Origin of the sequence: Ruegeria discodermiae (assembly GCF_030758345.1) — a bacterium.
Classification (GTDB): domain Bacteria; phylum Pseudomonadota; class Alphaproteobacteria; order Rhodobacterales; family Rhodobacteraceae; genus Ruegeria_C.
The window spans coordinates 1-16747 of record NZ_JAVAMO010000005.1 but is presented as its reverse complement, the minus strand read 5'-3'; the positions used below and the strand labels follow the sequence as shown (position 1 = coordinate 16747).

Here is a 16747-nt window from a genome sequence, read left to right as displayed (position 1 = left end):
ATGTCTGACACTCATCTGCGGCTGGGCGTGAATATCGACCATGTGGCCACTGTGCGCAACGCGCGTGGCGGGGCCTATCCCGATCCGCTGCGCGCCGCGAAACTGGCCGAAGAGGCAGGCGCGGATGGCATCACCGCGCATCTGCGCGAAGATCGCCGTCACATCTCAGATGCCGATATCGACGGTCTGATGGAGGTTCTGTCCGTGCCGCTGAACTTCGAGATGGCGGCGACGGACGAGATGCAGAAGATCGCCCTGCGCCACAAGCCGCACGCGGTCTGCATCGTTCCCGAAAAGCGCGAGGAACGCACCACCGAAGGCGGGCTGGAAGTGGCGCGTGAGGAAAACAGGCTGGCCCATTTCATCGCGCCCTTGCGCGATGTGGGCTGCCGCGTGTCGATCTTCATCGCCGCCGACCAACGCCAGATCGAAGCCGCTCACCGCATTGGCGCCGAAGTGATCGAACTGCATACCGGTGCCTATTGTGATGCCCATGCCGAGGGGCGTTCCGATGAGGCCATGCGGGAGTTGGAGGCGCTGCGCGAGATGTCCGCGTTCGCGCATTCCTTGGGGCTTGAGGTGCATGCGGGGCATGGGTTGACCTATGACACCGTGCAACCGGTCGCCGCCTTTCCGGAAGTGCGTGAGCTGAATATCGGTCATTTCCTGATCGGTGAGGCGATCTTTCTGGGCCTCACCCCCGCGATCGCCGAAATGCGTCGCCTCATGGATGAGGCGCGGGCATGATCGATCTGGCATCGCTTGCCATCACCGCGCTTGCCTTCTTTGTTGTTGCTGTCTCGCCTGGACCGGCGAATATCTCAAACGCGGCTGTCGCGATGAGTTTTGGGCGCAGGACCAGCCTTGTCTATGGCGCGGGATTGTCCTGCGGCCTGATCTTCTGGGGATTGATCGCCGCCAGCGGAATGGGCGCGGTTCTGCAAAGTTCGCTTTATGTGTTGATGGTGCTCAAGTTGTTGGGCGGCCTCTATCTATTGTGGTTGGCATGGCAATCGGGGCGGTCTGCACTGCGGTCGGATGCCGGAAAGGTGTCGCTGCCGGGCAAAGGCCGTTGGTTCTGGCGCGGGCTGATCCTTAACCTGTCCAATCCGAAATCGGTCATCGCGTGGATGGCGGCGCTGTCCGTCGGCCTTGGCCCGGAGGATGGGTTGGTCTCTGTCGTGGTTGCAACACTGGTCTGCATCGCTGCGGGGTTCCTCAACAACGCCCTCTATTCACTGCTGTTTTCGGTCAGCGGCATGATGACCGGATATCGCAGGTTCCGTCGCTGGATCGATGGTGTCGTTGCCGGATTGTTCGCGATTGCCGGTCTGGGCCTGATCAAGTCGGCCTTTGCAAGATGATACGCCACAGCAAAAGAAACCTCCCAATGGATGAGGCACGCGCATGATTACACCGGCGTTTATTTCCATTTGGTTCGCCTAGCTGATGGCCGGGGGCTCTCCGGGTCCGGCGACGATGGGCATCGCGGGAACGGCGATGAACGAAGGCCGCACCGCCGGTCTGGCCTTTGCGCTGGGCATCTGCGCGGGGTCGGCTGCCTGGGGGATGAGGCACGAGAGGCGGGATAACTATCCTGCGAGCCTATTGAGTGGCTGGCAGGTTAAGAAACCATTCTGCCACACTGTCGGCCCAGCCGGTTTGTCTGCCATGCCCATGCGGCCCCAGAGCCAGCACCAATGACCCCGCGTCGCAATTGGTCCAGCGTTTCTCCCAAATTGCGGCATCTGTAACAGCTTTGTCTGCCATCTGACCGCACCCATTGGTGCGGGTCAAAATCTCAATGGATTTCATCACACTGCCCTGCTCGAATTCCCACCCGCCAAAAATGACAAACCGTCCCTCCAGCGGCACAGTGCGGTCGGCATAGCCGTGCGAATGATGCAAGTGCACCGGACCGCTGCACCGTCGCCACATTGGCTCCCAAAAAGCGCCGGATGCCGAGGCGTAAGCGGTCGCGAAAGTGTGGTCTGAACAGGCTTTGTCCCAAACCAAAGAGCCACCGCGCGAATATCCGGCAAGCAAAATCCGATCTGGGTTCAGGCCAAAACGCTCTACCGCGTCCTTTTTGATTTGACCCAGCGCCCTCAGATCATCTCGGGGCCAACGGTGACCGTCGTGAACACCCCAGTCCAAGGCCTTTGGGTTCCCAACATCGACCTGCCCATTCGGTGCGATGACAGCGATCCCCCTGCTGGTAAAGGCGTCAGCGAGATTGGGAAGCTTTAATGCAGAATCTGCCGTCGCAGCGTAACCATGCAGATATATGACGCTGGGTGCATTCTGCGGGTGCTGAGGAAGGACGACGCGGTACGTTAACTCTCCGACCTCGCACGGCCCATCCTCGGTACCGCAGTCTTGCGGATTGGCCCGGACATGTGTGTTAAGCGCGAGGAAGAACAACGCGCCAGCGATAACCAAAAACCTTGACATTTTAACCCCCCATTCAGCCAATGCCCGTTCCGATCCTAGCACAGATACTTCCCATCATCCGCTTGCCATCGGAAGCAAACTATCTTTGATTGGCGCAACCGCAGAATTGAGACACATATGATCCTCGGCATCGGCACAGACCTCGCGAATATAGACCGCATTCAGGGCACGCTCGACCGGTTCGGTGATCGGTTCCGCAATCGTGTCTTCACCGATATCGAACAGCGCAAGGCCGAACACCGCGCCGATACCGCTGGTACATATGCCAAGCGCTGGGCTGCGAAGGAGGCGTGCTCCAAGGCGCTGGGGACGGGCCTGCGCATGGGCATCGCGTGGAAGGACATGGCGGTCAGCAATCTCAGGACCGGTCAGCCTGTGATGCAGGTGACCGGCTGGGCCGCCGAGCGGTTGCGCGAAATGACGCCGCCCGGCCACGAGGCGATCATCCATGTCACATTGACCGATGACCACCCCTGGGCGCAGGCCTTTGTGGTGATCGAGGCGAGGCCCCTGGATGACGAGGGCGTGCCCTTGACTTACCCCGGTCCGCCCCGCATGTAGCGCGCGATCAGAAAGAAAATCGGAGAGCAGTATGGCCACCGAAGCCAAATCCGGAAATGCCGTCTGGGAGACGATCAAGACCATCGTCTTTGCCCTGCTCTTTGCGGGTATTTTCCGCACACTGTTCTTTCAGCCGTTCTGGATTCCCTCAGGCTCGATGAAAGAGACGCTGCTGATCGGCGATTTCCTGTTCGTCAACAAGATGTCCTACGGCTATTCCTACGCCTCCTGCCCGAACCTGATGATGCCCGGCATCGGCATCAATATCGACGCCCAGAAAATCTGCGGTTTCATCGACGGCGACAATACCCGTGTCTTCGGCGGTGAACCCGAGCGCGGTGATGTTGCGGTCTTTCGCCACCCGACCACGGGTCATGACTTCATCAAGCGTGTGATCGGCATGCCGGGCGACCGCATCCAGATCCGCCAGGGCGTTTTGCATATCAACGGCACCGCGGTTGGGCTGGAACCCGATGGCGTGTTCGAGGAGACCTATGAACCGCAAGGTCCGCAAGGCCTGCGCCCGCGTTGTGAAAACGGCCCCGTGGGCTTGGGCGGCACCTGTATCAAGTCACGCTACATCGAAACCCTGCCCAACGGCGTGTCCTATACCATTCTGAACATCGGCAATCAGGCCTCGGACAATACCGGCGTCTATACCGTGCCCGAGGGGCATTACTTCTTCATGGGCGACAACCGCGACAATTCCAGCGATTCGCGCCTGCCGCAATCTGCGGGCGGTGTCGGCTTCGTGCCGTATGAAAACCTGATCGGTCGCGCGGATCGTGTCATGTTCTCATCCGCTGGCCGCTCAATGCTGTTCTTCTGGACCTGGCGCGGCGACCGCTTCTTCAAGAGGATCGATTGAAACTCTCGGCAGATCTGATCGCGTTTCAGGCGCGGATTGGCCATGAGTTTTCCCGGCCCGAACTGCTGGTGCGCGCGCTGACCCATGGTTCGATTTCATCGGCCACGCGCAGTGACAATCAGCGTCTGGAATTTCTGGGCGACCGGGTGCTGGGTCTTGTGATGGCCACGGCCCTACTGGACGAGGACAAGACCGCGAGCGAGGGGCAACTGGCGCCGCGGTTCAACGCGCTGGTGCGCAAGGAAACCTGCGCCGATGTGGCGCGACAGGTTGATCTGGGTGCGGTGCTGAAACTGGGTCGGTCCGAGATGAAGTCGGGTGGCCGTCGCAAGCTGGCTCTGCTGGGTGACGCGATGGAGGCGGTCATCGCCGCTGTTTACAAGGATGCCGGGTTCGAGGCCGCCCGTGCCGTGATCCTGCGGCTTTGGGGCGAGCGTATCCATCAGGTCGAGGATGATGCCCGCGACGCCAAGACCGCGCTGCAGGAATGGGCGCAGGCCCGCCGCCAGACGCCGCCGTCGTATGTTGAGATTGCGCGCTCGGGCCCCGATCACGCCCCGATCTTCACCATCGCTGCACGGTTGCAGGACGGGAGTGAAGAACAGGCCACTGCCGGGTCGAAACGGCAGGCCGAACAGATGGCGGCCAAGACCCTGCTGGACAGGTTGGAGCAAAAGAAATGACCACACGCGCCGGATTCATCGCCCTGATCGGAGAGCCCAACGCGGGCAAATCCACCCTGCTGAACCGTATGGTGGGGGCCAAGGTCTCGATCGTGACCCATAAGGTGCAGACCACCCGCGCCCGTATCCGCGGCGTGGCGATGGAGGGTGACGCGCAGCTGGTCTTTGTCGATACACCGGGTCTGTTCAAGCCGCGCCGCCGTCTGGATCGCGCCATGGTGGCCGCAGCCTGGGGCGGTGCGGCGGATGCCGATATCGTCGTGCTGATGGTCGAGGCGCATCGCGGCGTCACCGAAGGGGTTGAGTGTATCCTCGAAGGGCTCGAAGAAATCGGTCAGGGCCGCAAGGTGGCGCTGGCGATCAACAAGATCGACAAGGTGAAGCCGGGTCACCTGCTGGAACTCGCCAAGGATATGAACGGGCGCTATGGCTTTGCCGAAACCTTCATGATCTCGGCCGAACGTGGCCATGGTGTTGAAGACCTGCGCACATGGTTGGCTGGCGAGTTGCCCGAGGGTCCCTGGCTCTATCCCGAAGACCAGATCGCCGACCTGCCCATGCGCATGATCGCCGCCGAGATGACACGCGAGAAGCTGACGCTGAGGCTGCATCAGGAACTGCCCTATCAGATGACCGTCGAAACCGAGAGCTGGCAGGAGCGCAAGGACGGCTCGGCCCGTGTCGATCAGGTGATCTATGTGGTGCGCGACGGGCACAAGGGCATCGTGCTGGGCAAGGGCGGCGAGACCATCAAGGCCGTCAGCCAGGCCGCGCGTGCGGAACTGGAAGAGTTTCTGAACCGCAAGGTGCATCTATTCCTGCAGGTCAAGGTACGGCCCAACTGGCTGGAGGAATCCGAGCGCTATTCCGAGATGGGCCTGGATTTCAAAGACGGCAATACATGACCCGCCTGACGGCTGATTTCTGGGTCCACGCCTATCTGGCGCGGCTGCGATTTCAGGACATTCCAGCCTTTGTCGTGGCCCATGGTGATGACACCGCGGGCGCGGTTCTGGTCAAGCTCAACACGCTGGATGGTCAGGCCGTCGCCTTCCAACGCAGCTTCGATCTGATGAGCGGGGATCGCAAATGGTTGGAACTATCCAGCGGTGCCGAGGCCGAGGTGGACGAGGCCATCCAACGCCAGCGCAGCTTTGATCCCGACCTCTGGGTGATCGAGGTTGAGGATCGTCAGGGACGGCACCTGCTGGGCGAAGAGGGGCTGGAGTAGCGCCGTTGCCGAGGTCGCCAATCCAGCTGTCAGAGCCGCTTGCGTTTTTCCCGCGATCGGGACTTGGTTCAGCGTTTCAAAATACCTAAATAGGCCGCGGATGAAATCTGCGGGTGCGGCGCAAGCGGTCGGCCCAACACCACCAAACGGAGATCGTATCTTGGCTGACATAGCAATTGGTCAGAAGTTCATAAGATCAAACCTCGGTCGTGTGATGAAGCACTTCGAGGGGTTCATGGTGTTTGTTGGTGTTGTTGGTCCCTTCGCCACGCTTCCGCAGCTTGTTAAGCTCTACCTCACTCATTCCCAGCATGCGTCTGGCCAGTCTCTGGTGACGTGGTCGCTCTATGCCGCGTTGTCGTTGCTTTGGTTCGTCTACGGTCTGATGGTCAAGAAGCTGCCGATTTACGTGGGCAACGGGATCTCAATGGTACTCAACCTGCTGATGGTCATCGGTATCCTGATCCATGCAGGCGTTACGTTCTAAGCTGTCCTGCGCTCGTCTGACTTGCGGCGGTCCCGACTTTGCGTTCTTGTGCGCGAACGAGACCACACCAACAAGATTGGACCGGCCTTGGACTGGCGCGATCATGGCATCCTTCTGACATCTCGCCGCCATGGTGAAACGGCGGCGATCATCGAGGTCTTTACCGAGAGCCACGGGCGTCATGCAGGCGTGGTGCGCGGCGGGACCAGTCGCAAGGTTGCCCCGGTCCTGCAGCCCGGCGCGCAGCTGGACGTGCTTTGGCGGGCGCGGCTTGAGGAGCATATCGGCAGCTTTCAGGTCGAACCGCTGCGGTCGCGCGCGGCGGCGGCGTTTTCGGGGCGGCTGGCGCTGGCCGGGTTGAATGCGGTGGTGGCCCTGCTGTCCTTTTGCCTGCCCGAGCGCGAGGCGCATCCGGCGCTCTACACCCGCACCGAACAGCTGCTGGATCTGCTGGGACAGGATGAGATCTGGCCGCTCGCCTATCTGCGCTGGGAGATGGCGCTGCTTGACGAGCTGGGTTTCGGTCTTGATCTGACCACCTGCGCGGTGACCGGCGCGCGCGAGGGGCTGATCTACGTCTCTCCCAAATCGGGTCGTGCTGTGACCGCAGAAGGCGCCGGAGACTGGGCCGACCGCATGTTGCCGTTGCCGCCCTGCCTGCGTGGCGAAGGCCCGGCCCCGGATGCAGAGATCGCGCAAGCCTTTGCGACCACAGGGTATTTCCTTGAAAACCATCTGGCACGCGGGCTGGGGCACAAACCTTTGCCCGAAGCGCGGGCGCGCTTTATCGAGGCGTTCACTCGCCGGATTTGAACACCATCTCATAGCCCTGATCGTTGCGCAGGATCAGGACATCGCCGGACACTTCGGACTGGGTCATCGCCATCAGGGCCGCAAAGTAAGTGCCCTCGGCCTCCAGCTCTGGACAGGCCATCCGTGTGGCGCTCAGATCGTTCACCTCGAACCAGGGATAGGGCGCCTCAAGCGCGCCGCTATAGCTGTTGCAGGGGGCCTTGCCTGCGATACGCCCCGTTTCGGGAAAGGTCAGGGTGGAGGGTGCGGTCACCGGCGCGCCAGCGATGCTTTCCAGAACCCAGGTCGCCTCCGATGCGCCATAGGCGGCAACGCTTTCATCGGACTGGCATTGGCCAAGTGCGATCAGAGGCGTGAACAGAAACAGGCGCAGCATGCGAAACCTCCTTGATACGCCCCCGGGGTAAGCGCCCGATAAGCGCGGCGCAAGAGCGCAAAGAAAAGGCCCACCGGATCGGCGGGCCTTTGGTTGTTTCTAAGCGATATGGGGGTTCCCCATCGCTGGCTTAGCCCAGCTTTTCGGTCAGCTCAGGCACAGCGGTGAACAGGTCGGCAACCAGTCCGAAATCGGCAACCTGGAAGATCGGTGCCTCTTCGTCCTTGTTGATCGCGACGATGACCTTGCTGTCTTTCATACCGGCCAGGTGCTGGATCGCGCCCGAGATGCCGACGGCGACATAGAGGTCAGGTGCAACAACCTTACCGGTCTGACCCACTTGCCAGTCGTTCGGCGCATAGCCCGAGTCGACCGCGGCGCGCGAGGCGCCAACAGCCGCACCTAGCTTGTCGGCCAGGGTTTCGATCAGTTTGAAGTCGTCTTCCGAGCCAACGCCACGGCCACCCGAGACCACGACGCCTGCCGAGGTCAGTTCCGGACGATCGCTTTCAGCTACTTTATCTTCAACCCACGAGCTGAGGCCGGGATCGGCGGCTACCGACACGGTCTCGACCGGGGCCGCGCCGCCTTCGCCAGCGGCATCAAAGGTCGCGGTACGGATGGTGACGACCTTCTTGGCGTCGTTGGATTTGACCGTCTGAATCGCATTGCCTGCGTAGATCGGACGCTCGAAGGTCGAGCCGTCAACCACGCCGGATGCGTCCGAAATGATCATCGAGTCCAGCAGCGCGGCCACGCGCGGCATCACGTTCTTGGCGTCGGTGGTGGCGGGTGCGATGATATGCTCATAGCCGTCAGCCAGGCCGACGATCAGCGCGGCGGTCGACTCCGCCAAGCGATGACCCAGCGAGGCATCCTCGGCGACCAGCACCTTGCTGACTCCGTCGATCTTGGCAGCGGCTTCGCCAGCAGCGGCGGCAGAGGCGCCTGCGGCCAGAACGGTCACGTCGCCCAACTGCTTTGCAGCGGTCACAGCCTTGGCGGTGGCATCCAGGCCCAGTTCGCCATTGGTGACTTCGGCAAGAAGAAGTACAGCCATTACACAGCCCCCGCTTCTTTGAGTTTCTCTACCAGTTCGTCAACCGAACCGACGATGATACCTGCAGCGCGTGCGGCGGGCTCTTCTGTCTTGACGATTTCAAGACGCGGGGTGACATCGACGCCATAATCAGCGGCGGTCTTCTCATCCAGCGGCTTTTTCTTCGCCTTCATGATGTTGGGCAGCGAGGCATAGCGCGGCTCGTTCAGGCGCAGGTCGACGGTGACGATGGTCGGCATTTTCACCGAGATTGTCTGTAGACCGCCATCCACTTCGCGGGTGATCTTGGCGGTGTCGCCTTCGATGTCCAGTTCGGACGCGAAGGTGCCCTGCGACCAGCCCAGCAGCGCAGACAGCATCTGGCCGGTGGCGTTCATGTCGTTGTCGATGGCCTGCTTGCCGGCCAGAACGATGCCGGGCTGCTCTTCTTCGACCACTTTGGCCAGGATCTTGGCAACGGCCAGCGGTTCGATGTCCTGATGGACGTCGTCGGCGGCCACAACCAGAATGGCGCGGTCGGCACCCATGGCCAGCGCGGTGCGCAGCGTTTCCTGCGCCTGCTTGACGCCGATCGAAACAGCCACGACCTCATCGGCTTTACCGGCCTCTTTCAGGCGGATCGCCTCTTCGACGGCGATCTCGTCGAAGGGGTTCATCGACATCTTCACATTGGCGAGATCAACACCGCTACCGTCCGCTTTGACGCGGACCTTCACATTGTAGTCAATCACGCGTTTGACAGGCACGAGTACCTTCATTTGCGTCATTCTCCTCACAGATTTGACGAGCCGGGCGTCGACTCGACCTTTGTTCTCTTGGGCTAGATAACGGGTAGAGGCATCGGAAAACAGGTTAAAATCGTCACATTGGCGATAATGGACGTCGGGTTTTTTGTTTTCGGTGCGCGGGGCAATCTGATTTTCAATTTTGCGGGTGTGCCCGCCTGACCCGAGCAGGTTCGTGCGTGCCGAGAGCCGCTCGTTGGTCTTGCGCGTGCGATTGCTGCACGCTGATACCGCGTCGCTTGTGGGGCAGGGTCGGCCTTGACATCCCAGACGCATCCATGTGGCAGTGCGCCTTACCCGTCAGCCTATTTTGTGGACATCCTTCTTGCCCAGAGCCCGCCCTTTAGACCATCTGATCCTTTTGGCGGGTGTTGTCGTGATGACCGGGCCTGTTGGCCTGCTGATCTGGCAACTGATGAGCGGGCTGGACGCTGCGGCGCTGTGGGCGCTGATCGCGGATATCTGGCGCGGCGGGCGCAGCGGAACCGGCATAGGCGCCGGGGCGATGATGCGGAATTCCCTGATCCTGGCCCTTGGGGTTGCGGCTATAAAATGCGCCATCTCGATGCTGGCTGCTTACGCTCTGGTCTGGTTCCGCCTGCCGTTCAGGGAGCTGATTTATGGTCTGATCCTGGTGCCGATGTTCTTTCCGATCGAGACCCGGATTCTGCCTACGTTCGCCATCACCAGCGATCTCGGCCTGTTGAATAGCTATACCGGGATGATCCTGCCGATCACGGCCAGCGGGCTGGGTGTGCTGGTCTTTCGCCAATATCTGCGGCAAATGCCGCAGGAGTTAATCGAGGCCGCGCGGATCGACGGGGCCGGGCCGGTACGTATCCTGCTCGATATCATCCTGCCGCTTTCGCTACCGATGATCGCGGCTCTGTTTGCGATCCTGTTCGTACTTGGGTGGAACCAGTATGTCTGGCCGATCATGATCACCACCACCAGCCAGGACCATGACACGCTGGTGCGTGGTATGGCTTATGCAGGTTTTGGTGGGCAGGCTGGCATGGTGCTTGCGCTGTTGTCCTTGCTGCCACCTGCGATTGTGGTGATCCTGTTGCAGCGCTGGCTGATGCGCGGCCTGACGGCGGGCATCCACTGAGGGGCGGGCGGTTATAAACGGGCTCGGTTTCCGATAGGATGAAAGCAGCGATGCAACAGCTCGGAGGCTTTCATGGAAAAGGTACTGGGATTTGGCGGGTTCTTTTTTCGCTCGGAAGACCCCAAGGCGCTGGCGCAGTGGTATCTGGACCATCTGGGCATCAACCTGGTGCCAAATGACTATGAAACACCCTGTTGGCAGCAAGAGGCCGGACCAACCGTTTTTGCCCCTTTCGAGAAGGTTACCGAGTATTTCGGGAATACCGAAAAGCAGTTCATGCTAAATTTCCGGGTGCGGGATCTGGAGGCGATGACCGCACAGCTTGAGGCGGCGGGGGTCGATATTCGACGTGATCCGGAGTCGCCCTATCCCAATGGCAGTTTCGCCTGGCTCAACGATCCCGAGGGCAATCCGATCGAGCTATGGGAGCCAGCGGGGTAGGGGGCTTGGGGCCATAAGTGTCAGGCGAGGGCGCGCCTTCGGCGCTTTGCGCGGCTTTGGTTAAGATAGCGTAAGGTGTTTATCCCTGGGCTCCGCCCTTCCGGGCGGCGGACCCTCCACCGGAGGCCCCGCCGCCGCTGAGTGCATCAGCGATTCGCTCCCGGAACCCACAACACGTCGTCCTTGCCGCCATTGTTGGCCTGTCGCGCCGCCACGAAGAACCAATCGCTGAGGCGGTTGAGGTATTTCACGGCAACTTCGTTGATCGGCTCATAACTGCCAAGCTCAACCACCATCCTCTCGGCACGGCGCGAAACGGTGCGGCAGACATGCAGGTTGGCGGCCAACCGCGACCCGCCGGGCAGAATGAAGCTGCGCAGCGGTTCCAGATCGGCGTTCATCTTGTCAATCTCGCCCTCCAGCCGCTCTGTCTGGGTGGCACTCATGCGCAGGGGCGGATATTCAGCCTCCGCGTCCTTGTCCATGTCGGGGCGGCACAGGTCAGCACCCAGATCAAACAGGTCGTTCTGAATATGCGACAGGGCCTCGTACAGCGCACCTTCAGCCTCAAGCCGGGCCACACCGACAAAGGAATTCAGCTCATCCACCGTGCCATAGGCCGCTACGCGCCCCGAGAATTTGTCGACCCGGTCGCCATTGCCCAAAGCGGTCTGACCGCCATCGCCGGTGCGGGTATATATCTTGTTGAGAACGACCATCGCCTCAGCCTCCCTGATTGCGCAGATACACGTAGAGCACTACGAGGCAGACTGCGATGAACTGGAACAGCAGCCGCAGCCGCATCATCTTGTTGCCGTACTTGGCGTTGAACTGACCACCTTTGGCAAAGCCACCGATCCCGATCATCAGCACGACGACGACCGCCGCCATTGCCAGCCCCAATATGCCCAGTAACAGACCGTCCATGCCGCCCTCACATATTCCATGTTCTGCCCCTTCACCTAGCGGGTCTGGGCAAAAAAGCGAACCCGTTTTTCCGCTACAGCCGCGACAGGATACTGTCGCGGGTACGGGTCGACAGGATGCGCCGCAGGAAGGCCGCGACATAGGTTGGCGTCGTCACGTAGTAGCGTGGGCGCGGGCGCCTCGCCTCGGCGGCATGGGCCAGCTTTGCGGTCACCGCCGAGGCTGGCAATTCGAACCGGTCATTCCCGCTGCCTTCGTAGAGGCGCCTGAGCAGCGTTTCCTCATATTGCTGTTTCAGCGCCGAGGCTTCCCAATCGATGAACCGCTCGAAGACCGGAATCGCCTTTTCCCGGATTTTGGACGTGATCGGGCCGGGCTCGATCAGGATAACGTCGATGCCGGTTCCGCGCAGTTCAAGGCGCAGCGTATCGCTGAGCCCCTCTAGCGCGTATTTTGTGGCCACATAGGCACCGCGCCATTTGAAGGCAACAAGACCAAGCACCGAAGAGTTCTGGATGATCCGGCCATGCCCCTGGGCCCGCATGACGGGAACCACAAGACGCGTCAGTTCATGCCATCCGAAGAAGTTGCTTTCAAAGATATAGCGCAGCCCGTCGGTCGGCACGTCTTCAACCGCACCGGGCAGACCATGCGCGCCGTTGTTGAACAGGGCGTCCAGCGTTCCGCCTGTCGCTTTTAGAACTTCGTCCAGTCCGGAAGCAACGCTTTCAGCATCGGTATAGTCGATTCTAGGGCTGTCAAAGCCCTGCGCGCGCAGCCTGTCGCAGTCGCGCTGGTTGCGGCAGGAGGCAAAGACATGCCAACCGCGCGCACGCATGCCGTGTGCTGCATCCAGCCCGATGCCCGACGAACACCCTGTGATCAGAATGGTTTTACGCATGTCGCCTCTTGACCGTACCCGAGGTCTCTATGACCGCAGAGCAGGAGCGGCGCAATGCGCTGTCAAGTTCAGTTGGCGTTTTTGCTGACCAGTGATGCCGCAATCCAACCAATCTGTTGCTCGGGCAGGACACGCAGCCGCAGCCAGCCAGTACCCGAGTGATCCAGAACCTCGACCTGATGACCGATATTCAGGCGGGTGATCACCGGATAGATGGTGCCCGGGCCGTCCCGCATATTGACGCGGGTACCAATGATTTCACGAATGTCACGTTCGGGTTCAGGCAGCGAGGTTGCCAGCGGCTGCTCGGGCTCCTGTGCATCCGTCACCGTTTCTGCGGACAAAAGCCCCTCTTCCAGCGAAGCGAGCGTGATCGTCTCTTCTGTCGGAACCTGGAACAGGCTGTCAGATGTAGCGATCACGTTGATCTGAGCCAGCCGTGCCAGCGCCTCCTGGGGCGTCTGTTCGGGCGTAGCTTCTTCTTCAGGCTGGATGTTGTTGGCTTTTTGCAGCTTGATCACCGGTTCCGTGACAAGTTCGGGCGCGCTGGATGCGATTTCCACACTTGGTGTCTCGACCGGCTGGGATTTCGCGACTGTTTCCGGTTTCGGCCCGCGCACGCCGCGCGGCTCGAAATCAGCGCCGCCGCTGAGTTCATAAAAGGCAAAGCCCATGAAAACAAAAGATACAATAACCAAGCGCATGGCGCGCCTCCCCGTACTAAATAAACAACTGGAATCAGCAGCAGACTTAAGACCCCCAGGATAACATAACCGGGTTCACGAGTCGAAAAATCGGGGAGGATTCGCACGTTGCTCCCCATAAGCTGTGGAAAACCTGCCGGGCATTGCGGGAAAACACGCAGGCTCGCTTTACGCCCGCCTTCTGGCGTCGTATCACATCATATATGAGCGATACGATCGACGACCCCAACATGAAGTTGCCCGAACCCGGTTCCGAAGTGGCCGAACCGCTGCGCCGCGCCATTGGCGAGCGCTATCTGACCTATGCGCTGTCCACCATCATGCATCGGGCACTGCCCGATGCGCGTGACGGTCTAAAGCCGGTTCACAGACGCATATTGTTCGCGATGCGGGAACTGCGGCTGAACGCGACGGGTGGATTCCGCAAGTCGGCCAAGATCTCAGGCGACGTGATGGGCAACTATCACCCGCACGGAGATGCGGCGATCTACGACGCGATGGCGCGTCTCGCGCAGGATTTCAACGTCCGCTATCCGCTGGTCGACGGGCAGGGGAATTTCGGCAATATCGATGGCGATAACCCGGCAGCCTCGCGCTATACCGAGGCGCGGATGACCATCGTGGCCGAGGCGCTGCTGGACGGTCTGAACGAGGACGCGGTCGATTTTCGCGAAAACTACGACGGCACGCTCACCGAACCGGTGGTGCTGCCGGCGCAATTTCCGAATCTGTTGGCCAACGGGTCCAGCGGCATCGCGGTGGGTATGGCCACCAACATCCCGCCCCACAACATTGCCGAGCTGTGTGACGCCTGCCTGCATCTGATCAAGACCCCCGATGCGCGCGACGACACGTTGCTGAACTACGTGCCGGGACCGGACTTTCCGACCGGTGGCATCATCGTGGAGCCGCTGGAGAACATCGCGCAGGCTTACCGCACCGGGCGTGGCAGCTTCCGGCTTCGTTGTAAGTACGAGGTCGAGGATCTGGGTCGCGGCCAGTGGCAGATCGTGGTCACCGAGATTCCCTATCAGGTTCAGAAATCCAAGCTGATCGAAAAGATCGCCGAGGTTATCCAGACCAAGAAAATCCCCATCCTCGCCGATGTGCGCGACGAGTCCGCTGACGACATTCGCCTGATCCTTGAGCCCCGGTCCAAGAATGTGGACCCCGAAGTGCTGATGAACATGCTTTATCGCAATTCGGACCTCGAAGTGCGGTTCTCGCTCAACATGAACGTGCTGATTGATGGGGTCACGCCCAAGGTCTGTTCGATGAAAGAGGTGCTGCGCGCCTTCCTTGATCACCGGCAGGAGGTGCTGCTGCGCCGCTCGCGCTATCGGCTGGGTAAGATCGACCACCGGCTGGAAGTGCTGGAAGGCTTCATAGTCGCCTTCCTCAATCTGGACCGGGTGATCGACATCATCCGTTATGACGACGATCCCAAGGCTGCCTTGATGCGCGAGGATTGGAGCAAGGACCATGTCCGCGCCACCAACGAGGGCGATTATGTCTCGCCAGCTCCGGGTGAGGGCGAACTGACCGAGGTTCAGGTCGACGCCATCCTCAACATGCGCCTGCGCAGCTTGCGGCGCCTGGAAGAGATGGAATTGATCCGCGAGCGCGACGCCCTGATGGAAGAACGCGCCGGGATCGAGGATTTGCTGGAGAGTACTGATCTGCAATGGGCGCGGATCGCCGAGCAATTACGCGAGACCCGCAAGACCTTCGGCAAGGACTATGAGGGCGGCGCGCGGCGCACCCGCTTCGCCGAGGCGGGCGAGGTTGAAGAGGTGCCGCTTGAAGCGATGATCGACCGCGAACCGATCACCGTGGTTTGCTCGCAGATGGGCTGGGTCCGGGCGATGACCGGCCATATCGACCTGAAACGCGAGTTGAAATTCAAGGATGGTGACGGCCCGCTCTTCATCTTCCATGCCGAAACCACCGACCGGCTGCTGATCTTTGCCAGCAACGGGCGGTTTTATACGGTCAGCGCCTCGAATCTGCCCGGCGGGCGCGGTATGGGTGAGCCCCTGCGGCTGATGGTTGATTTGCCCAACGAGGCTGAGATTGTCGACATCCTGATACACACGCCTGACCGCAAGCTTCTTGTGGCCTCCAGCGCAGGTAACGGCTTTGTCGTGCCTGAAGCCGACGTGGTGGCCCAGACGCGCGGCGGCAAGCAGGTGCTGAACGTCAAGGGCGAGGATCGCGCGCTGATCTGCACGCCGGTGGCGGGCGATCACGTAGCCGTGGTGTCGCAAAACGGCAAGTTCCTTGTCTTCCCAACCGCCGAACTGCCCGAGATGGGGCGCGGCAAGGGTGTGCGGCTTCAGAAATACAACATGGCGCGGGGCAAGCAGGGTTCGCTGGAACTGGATGGCGGTCTGTCGGATGTGACCACCTTCAACTGGGACGAGGGGCTGCGCTGGACCATGGGCGGGGACAAGACGCGCCACGAAGCGGATCTGACCCAATGGCTGGCCAAGCGGGCAGGGGTGGGCAAACGCCCTCCACATGGCTTCCCGCGCAACTACAAATTTTCTTGAGCCGCGCCTGTGGTCGGAGAAATCTCGCCCATGCCGCTTGGAGAAACGCCCCGGAGGTGGTCTAACATTGCCTCTGAGGAACCAATCGAGACGGGACAGTCATGATCCGCACCTTTGCTCTTGCCGGTGGGCTTGCCCTGATGGCGGCCTGTACGCAGACACAGATCGACGAGGCCCCCGAAGAACTGGGGGATTTCAAGCTGCGCATCAATCACGTGGTCAGCGACAAGGCCGTCAAGGGGCCGGTCTCGCGCGATGCGACTGCCGAGGAATGGAAGGCAGGGCTGACCAATGCAATCGATGCCCGGCTCGGTCGCTACGAGGGAACTCAGGAATACGATATCGGTGTCTATCTGGGGGCTTACATGTTGGCCCCGCCGGGTGTGCCGGTGATCTACAATCCCAAAAGCATCGCGATTGCGGATGTTTATGTTTATGACGTCGGCCAGAAAAAGTTGCTGGCCCGCGAGCACCGCATTCAGGTTCTCGAAGATACCACCGGTGAAAGTGCGCTGGTCGGATCTGGCCACAGCCGTACCAAAGAGGAGCAGATTGCGGGCCTGTCTTTGAAGGTAGCCGATGCAATCGAGGAATGGTTGGCCGAAGAGCACCAGAAAGATGGCTGGTTCGATGCCCGTGCTGACACGGAGGCAGAGCCAGGCGCGGAAAACCCGCCCGACAGCTAGCGCCGTTGCATGGTTGCTCTTGATTTTCCCTTTTGAACCAAATATCCCGCGCGCGCAGACGCTAACCGGGACCTGGGGTCCCCCAAAACGCAAAAGGGCGCCAAGGA

General features: G+C 60.7%; 21 protein-coding genes. 13 read left to right on the top strand and 8 right to left on the bottom strand.

Annotated elements, in window-relative coordinates; genetic code table 11:
• Together Q5Y75_RS13055 and Q5Y75_RS13050 are read left to right on the top strand one after the other, a co-directional pair.
• Positions 1-747, top strand: coding sequence for a pyridoxine 5'-phosphate synthase (locus tag Q5Y75_RS13055; RefSeq protein ID WP_306198023.1), 747 nt, complete (start codon positions 1-3; stop codon positions 745-747).
• Positions 744-1364, top strand: coding sequence for a LysE family translocator (locus Q5Y75_RS13050; RefSeq protein WP_306198021.1), 621 nt, complete (start codon positions 744-746; stop codon positions 1362-1364). The genes Q5Y75_RS13055 and Q5Y75_RS13050 overlap by 4 nt, the downstream gene beginning before the upstream one ends.
• Positions 1365-1605: 241 nt before the next feature.
• On the opposite strand, the gene Q5Y75_RS13045 is transcribed toward Q5Y75_RS13050, so the two are convergent.
• Positions 1606-2475 carry a CE1 family esterase gene (locus Q5Y75_RS13045; protein ID WP_306198018.1) on the bottom strand — a complete coding sequence of 290 codons (870 nt, stop codon included), beginning with the start codon at positions 2473-2475 and terminating at the stop codon, positions 1606-1608.
• A 96-nt stretch (positions 2476-2571) separates the two neighbouring features.
• Between Q5Y75_RS13045 and acpS the strand changes: the two genes are divergently transcribed.
• From acpS to recO, 7 genes are all read left to right on the top strand, one after another.
• Positions 2572-3015, top strand: coding sequence for a holo-ACP synthase (gene acpS / locus Q5Y75_RS13040; RefSeq protein ID WP_306198016.1), 444 nt, complete (start codon positions 2572-2574; stop codon positions 3013-3015).
• Between the two features lie 31 nt (positions 3016-3046).
• The gene (gene lepB, locus Q5Y75_RS13035) at positions 3047-3883 is read left to right on the top strand and encodes a signal peptidase I (protein ID WP_306198014.1); all 837 of its coding nucleotides are present in this window, start codon (positions 3047-3049) and stop codon (positions 3881-3883) included.
• Positions 3880-4566 carry a ribonuclease III gene (gene rnc / locus Q5Y75_RS13030; protein WP_306198012.1) on the top strand — a complete coding sequence of 229 codons (687 nt, stop codon included), beginning with the start codon at positions 3880-3882 and terminating at the stop codon, positions 4564-4566. The genes lepB and rnc overlap by 4 nt, the downstream gene beginning before the upstream one ends.
• Entirely contained in the window at positions 4563-5471 is a 909-nt protein-coding gene (gene era, locus Q5Y75_RS13025) for a GTPase Era (RefSeq protein WP_306198009.1), read from the top strand. Before rnc ends, era begins: the two co-directional genes overlap by 4 nt.
• Positions 5468-5797: a DUF1491 family protein gene (locus Q5Y75_RS13020; protein ID WP_306198007.1), complete on the top strand. Its 330-nt coding sequence runs from the start codon at positions 5468-5470 to the stop codon at positions 5795-5797. The genes era and Q5Y75_RS13020 overlap by 4 nt, the downstream gene beginning before the upstream one ends.
• 160 nt (positions 5798-5957) lie before the next feature.
• A complete protein-coding gene (locus tag Q5Y75_RS13015) occupies positions 5958-6284 on the top strand; it encodes a SemiSWEET transporter (protein ID WP_306198005.1) in 327 nt (108 codons plus the stop codon).
• Between the two features lie 87 nt (positions 6285-6371).
• Entirely contained in the window at positions 6372-7097 is a 726-nt protein-coding gene (recO, locus tag Q5Y75_RS13010; RefSeq protein ID WP_306198004.1) for a DNA repair protein RecO, read from the top strand.
• On the opposite strand, the gene Q5Y75_RS13005 is transcribed toward recO, so the two are convergent.
• The 3 genes from Q5Y75_RS13005 to Q5Y75_RS12995 form a co-directional block, all read right to left on the bottom strand.
• Positions 7081-7473, bottom strand: coding sequence for an META domain-containing protein (locus tag Q5Y75_RS13005; RefSeq protein ID WP_306198002.1), 393 nt, complete (start codon positions 7471-7473; stop codon positions 7081-7083). The two genes, recO and Q5Y75_RS13005, sit on opposite strands and share 17 nt — an antisense overlap.
• Positions 7474-7603: 130 nt before the next feature.
• Positions 7604-8533, bottom strand: a complete 930-nt coding sequence (locus Q5Y75_RS13000; protein WP_306198000.1) for an electron transfer flavoprotein subunit alpha/FixB family protein — start codon at positions 8531-8533, stop codon at positions 7604-7606.
• Entirely contained in the window at positions 8533-9291 is a 759-nt protein-coding gene (locus tag Q5Y75_RS12995) for an electron transfer flavoprotein subunit beta/FixA family protein (protein WP_306198747.1), read from the bottom strand. The genes Q5Y75_RS13000 and Q5Y75_RS12995 overlap by 1 nt, the downstream gene beginning before the upstream one ends.
• A 352-nt stretch (positions 9292-9643) precedes the next feature.
• On the opposite strand from Q5Y75_RS12995, the gene Q5Y75_RS12990 reads away from it, so the two are divergent.
• Positions 9644-10429, top strand: a complete 786-nt coding sequence (locus Q5Y75_RS12990; protein WP_306197999.1) for an ABC transporter permease subunit — start codon at positions 9644-9646, stop codon at positions 10427-10429.
• Positions 10430-10501: 72 nt separating this feature from the next.
• Entirely contained in the window at positions 10502-10870 is a 369-nt protein-coding gene (locus Q5Y75_RS12985) for a VOC family protein (protein WP_306197997.1), read from the top strand.
• Between the two features lie 146 nt (positions 10871-11016).
• On the opposite strand, the gene Q5Y75_RS12980 is transcribed toward Q5Y75_RS12985, so the two are convergent.
• From Q5Y75_RS12980 to Q5Y75_RS12965, 4 genes are all read right to left on the bottom strand, one after another.
• Entirely contained in the window at positions 11017-11589 is a 573-nt protein-coding gene (locus tag Q5Y75_RS12980) for a cob(I)yrinic acid a,c-diamide adenosyltransferase (RefSeq protein WP_306197995.1), read from the bottom strand.
• Between the two features lie 4 nt (positions 11590-11593).
• Entirely contained in the window at positions 11594-11797 is a 204-nt protein-coding gene (locus tag Q5Y75_RS12975) for a twin transmembrane helix small protein (protein WP_306197993.1), read from the bottom strand.
• A 73-nt stretch (positions 11798-11870) separates the two neighbouring features.
• Positions 11871-12698, bottom strand: coding sequence for an SDR family NAD(P)-dependent oxidoreductase (locus Q5Y75_RS12970; RefSeq protein WP_306197991.1), 828 nt, complete (start codon positions 12696-12698; stop codon positions 11871-11873).
• A 68-nt stretch (positions 12699-12766) separates the two neighbouring features.
• Positions 12767-13402 (bottom strand): SH3 domain-containing protein, encoded by a 636-nt coding sequence (locus tag Q5Y75_RS12965; RefSeq protein WP_306197989.1) that lies wholly within the window; start codon positions 13400-13402, stop codon positions 12767-12769.
• A gap of 203 nt (positions 13403-13605) precedes the next feature.
• On the opposite strand from Q5Y75_RS12965, the gene Q5Y75_RS12960 reads away from it, so the two are divergent.
• Positions 13606-15954, top strand: coding sequence for a DNA topoisomerase IV subunit A (locus tag Q5Y75_RS12960; protein WP_306197987.1), 2349 nt, complete (start codon positions 13606-13608; stop codon positions 15952-15954).
• Positions 15955-16055: 101 nt separating this feature from the next.
• Positions 16056-16640 carry a hypothetical protein gene (locus Q5Y75_RS12955; protein WP_306197985.1) on the top strand — a complete coding sequence of 195 codons (585 nt, stop codon included), beginning with the start codon at positions 16056-16058 and terminating at the stop codon, positions 16638-16640.
• The last annotated feature ends 107 nt before the right edge of the window (positions 16641-16747 follow it).

Coding starts and splice junctions, on each gene's coding strand:
- Q5Y75_RS13020 (WP_306198007.1), top strand. CDS start 5,468: ATGACCCGCCTGACGGCTGATTTCTGGGTCCACGCCTATCTGGCGCGG.
- Q5Y75_RS13055 (WP_306198023.1), top strand. CDS start 1: ATGTCTGACACTCATCTGCGGCTGGGCGTGAATATCGACCATGTGGCC.
- Q5Y75_RS12985 (WP_306197997.1), top strand. CDS start 10,502: ATGGAAAAGGTACTGGGATTTGGCGGGTTCTTTTTTCGCTCGGAAGAC.
- lepB (WP_306198014.1), top strand. CDS start 3,047: ATGGCCACCGAAGCCAAATCCGGAAATGCCGTCTGGGAGACGATCAAG.
- Q5Y75_RS13050 (WP_306198021.1), top strand. CDS start 744: ATGATCGATCTGGCATCGCTTGCCATCACCGCGCTTGCCTTCTTTGTT.
- Q5Y75_RS13005 (WP_306198002.1), bottom strand. CDS start 7,473: ATGCTGCGCCTGTTTCTGTTCACGCCTCTGATCGCACTTGGCCAATGC.
- Q5Y75_RS13000 (WP_306198000.1), bottom strand. CDS start 8,533: ATGGCTGTACTTCTTCTTGCCGAAGTCACCAATGGCGAACTGGGCCTG.
- Q5Y75_RS12970 (WP_306197991.1), bottom strand. CDS start 12,698: ATGCGTAAAACCATTCTGATCACAGGGTGTTCGTCGGGCATCGGGCTG.
- Q5Y75_RS12995 (WP_306198747.1), bottom strand. CDS start 9,291: ATGAAGGTACTCGTGCCTGTCAAACGCGTGATTGACTACAATGTGAAG.
- era (WP_306198009.1), top strand. CDS start 4,563: ATGACCACACGCGCCGGATTCATCGCCCTGATCGGAGAGCCCAACGCG.
- acpS (WP_306198016.1), top strand. CDS start 2,572: ATGATCCTCGGCATCGGCACAGACCTCGCGAATATAGACCGCATTCAG.
- Q5Y75_RS12955 (WP_306197985.1), top strand. CDS start 16,056: ATGATCCGCACCTTTGCTCTTGCCGGTGGGCTTGCCCTGATGGCGGCC.
- Q5Y75_RS12965 (WP_306197989.1), bottom strand. CDS start 13,402: ATGCGCTTGGTTATTGTATCTTTTGTTTTCATGGGCTTTGCCTTTTAT.
- Q5Y75_RS12960 (WP_306197987.1), top strand. CDS start 13,606: ATGAGCGATACGATCGACGACCCCAACATGAAGTTGCCCGAACCCGGT.
- Q5Y75_RS12980 (WP_306197995.1), bottom strand. CDS start 11,589: ATGGTCGTTCTCAACAAGATATATACCCGCACCGGCGATGGCGGTCAG.
- Q5Y75_RS12975 (WP_306197993.1), bottom strand. CDS start 11,797: ATGGACGGTCTGTTACTGGGCATATTGGGGCTGGCAATGGCGGCGGTC.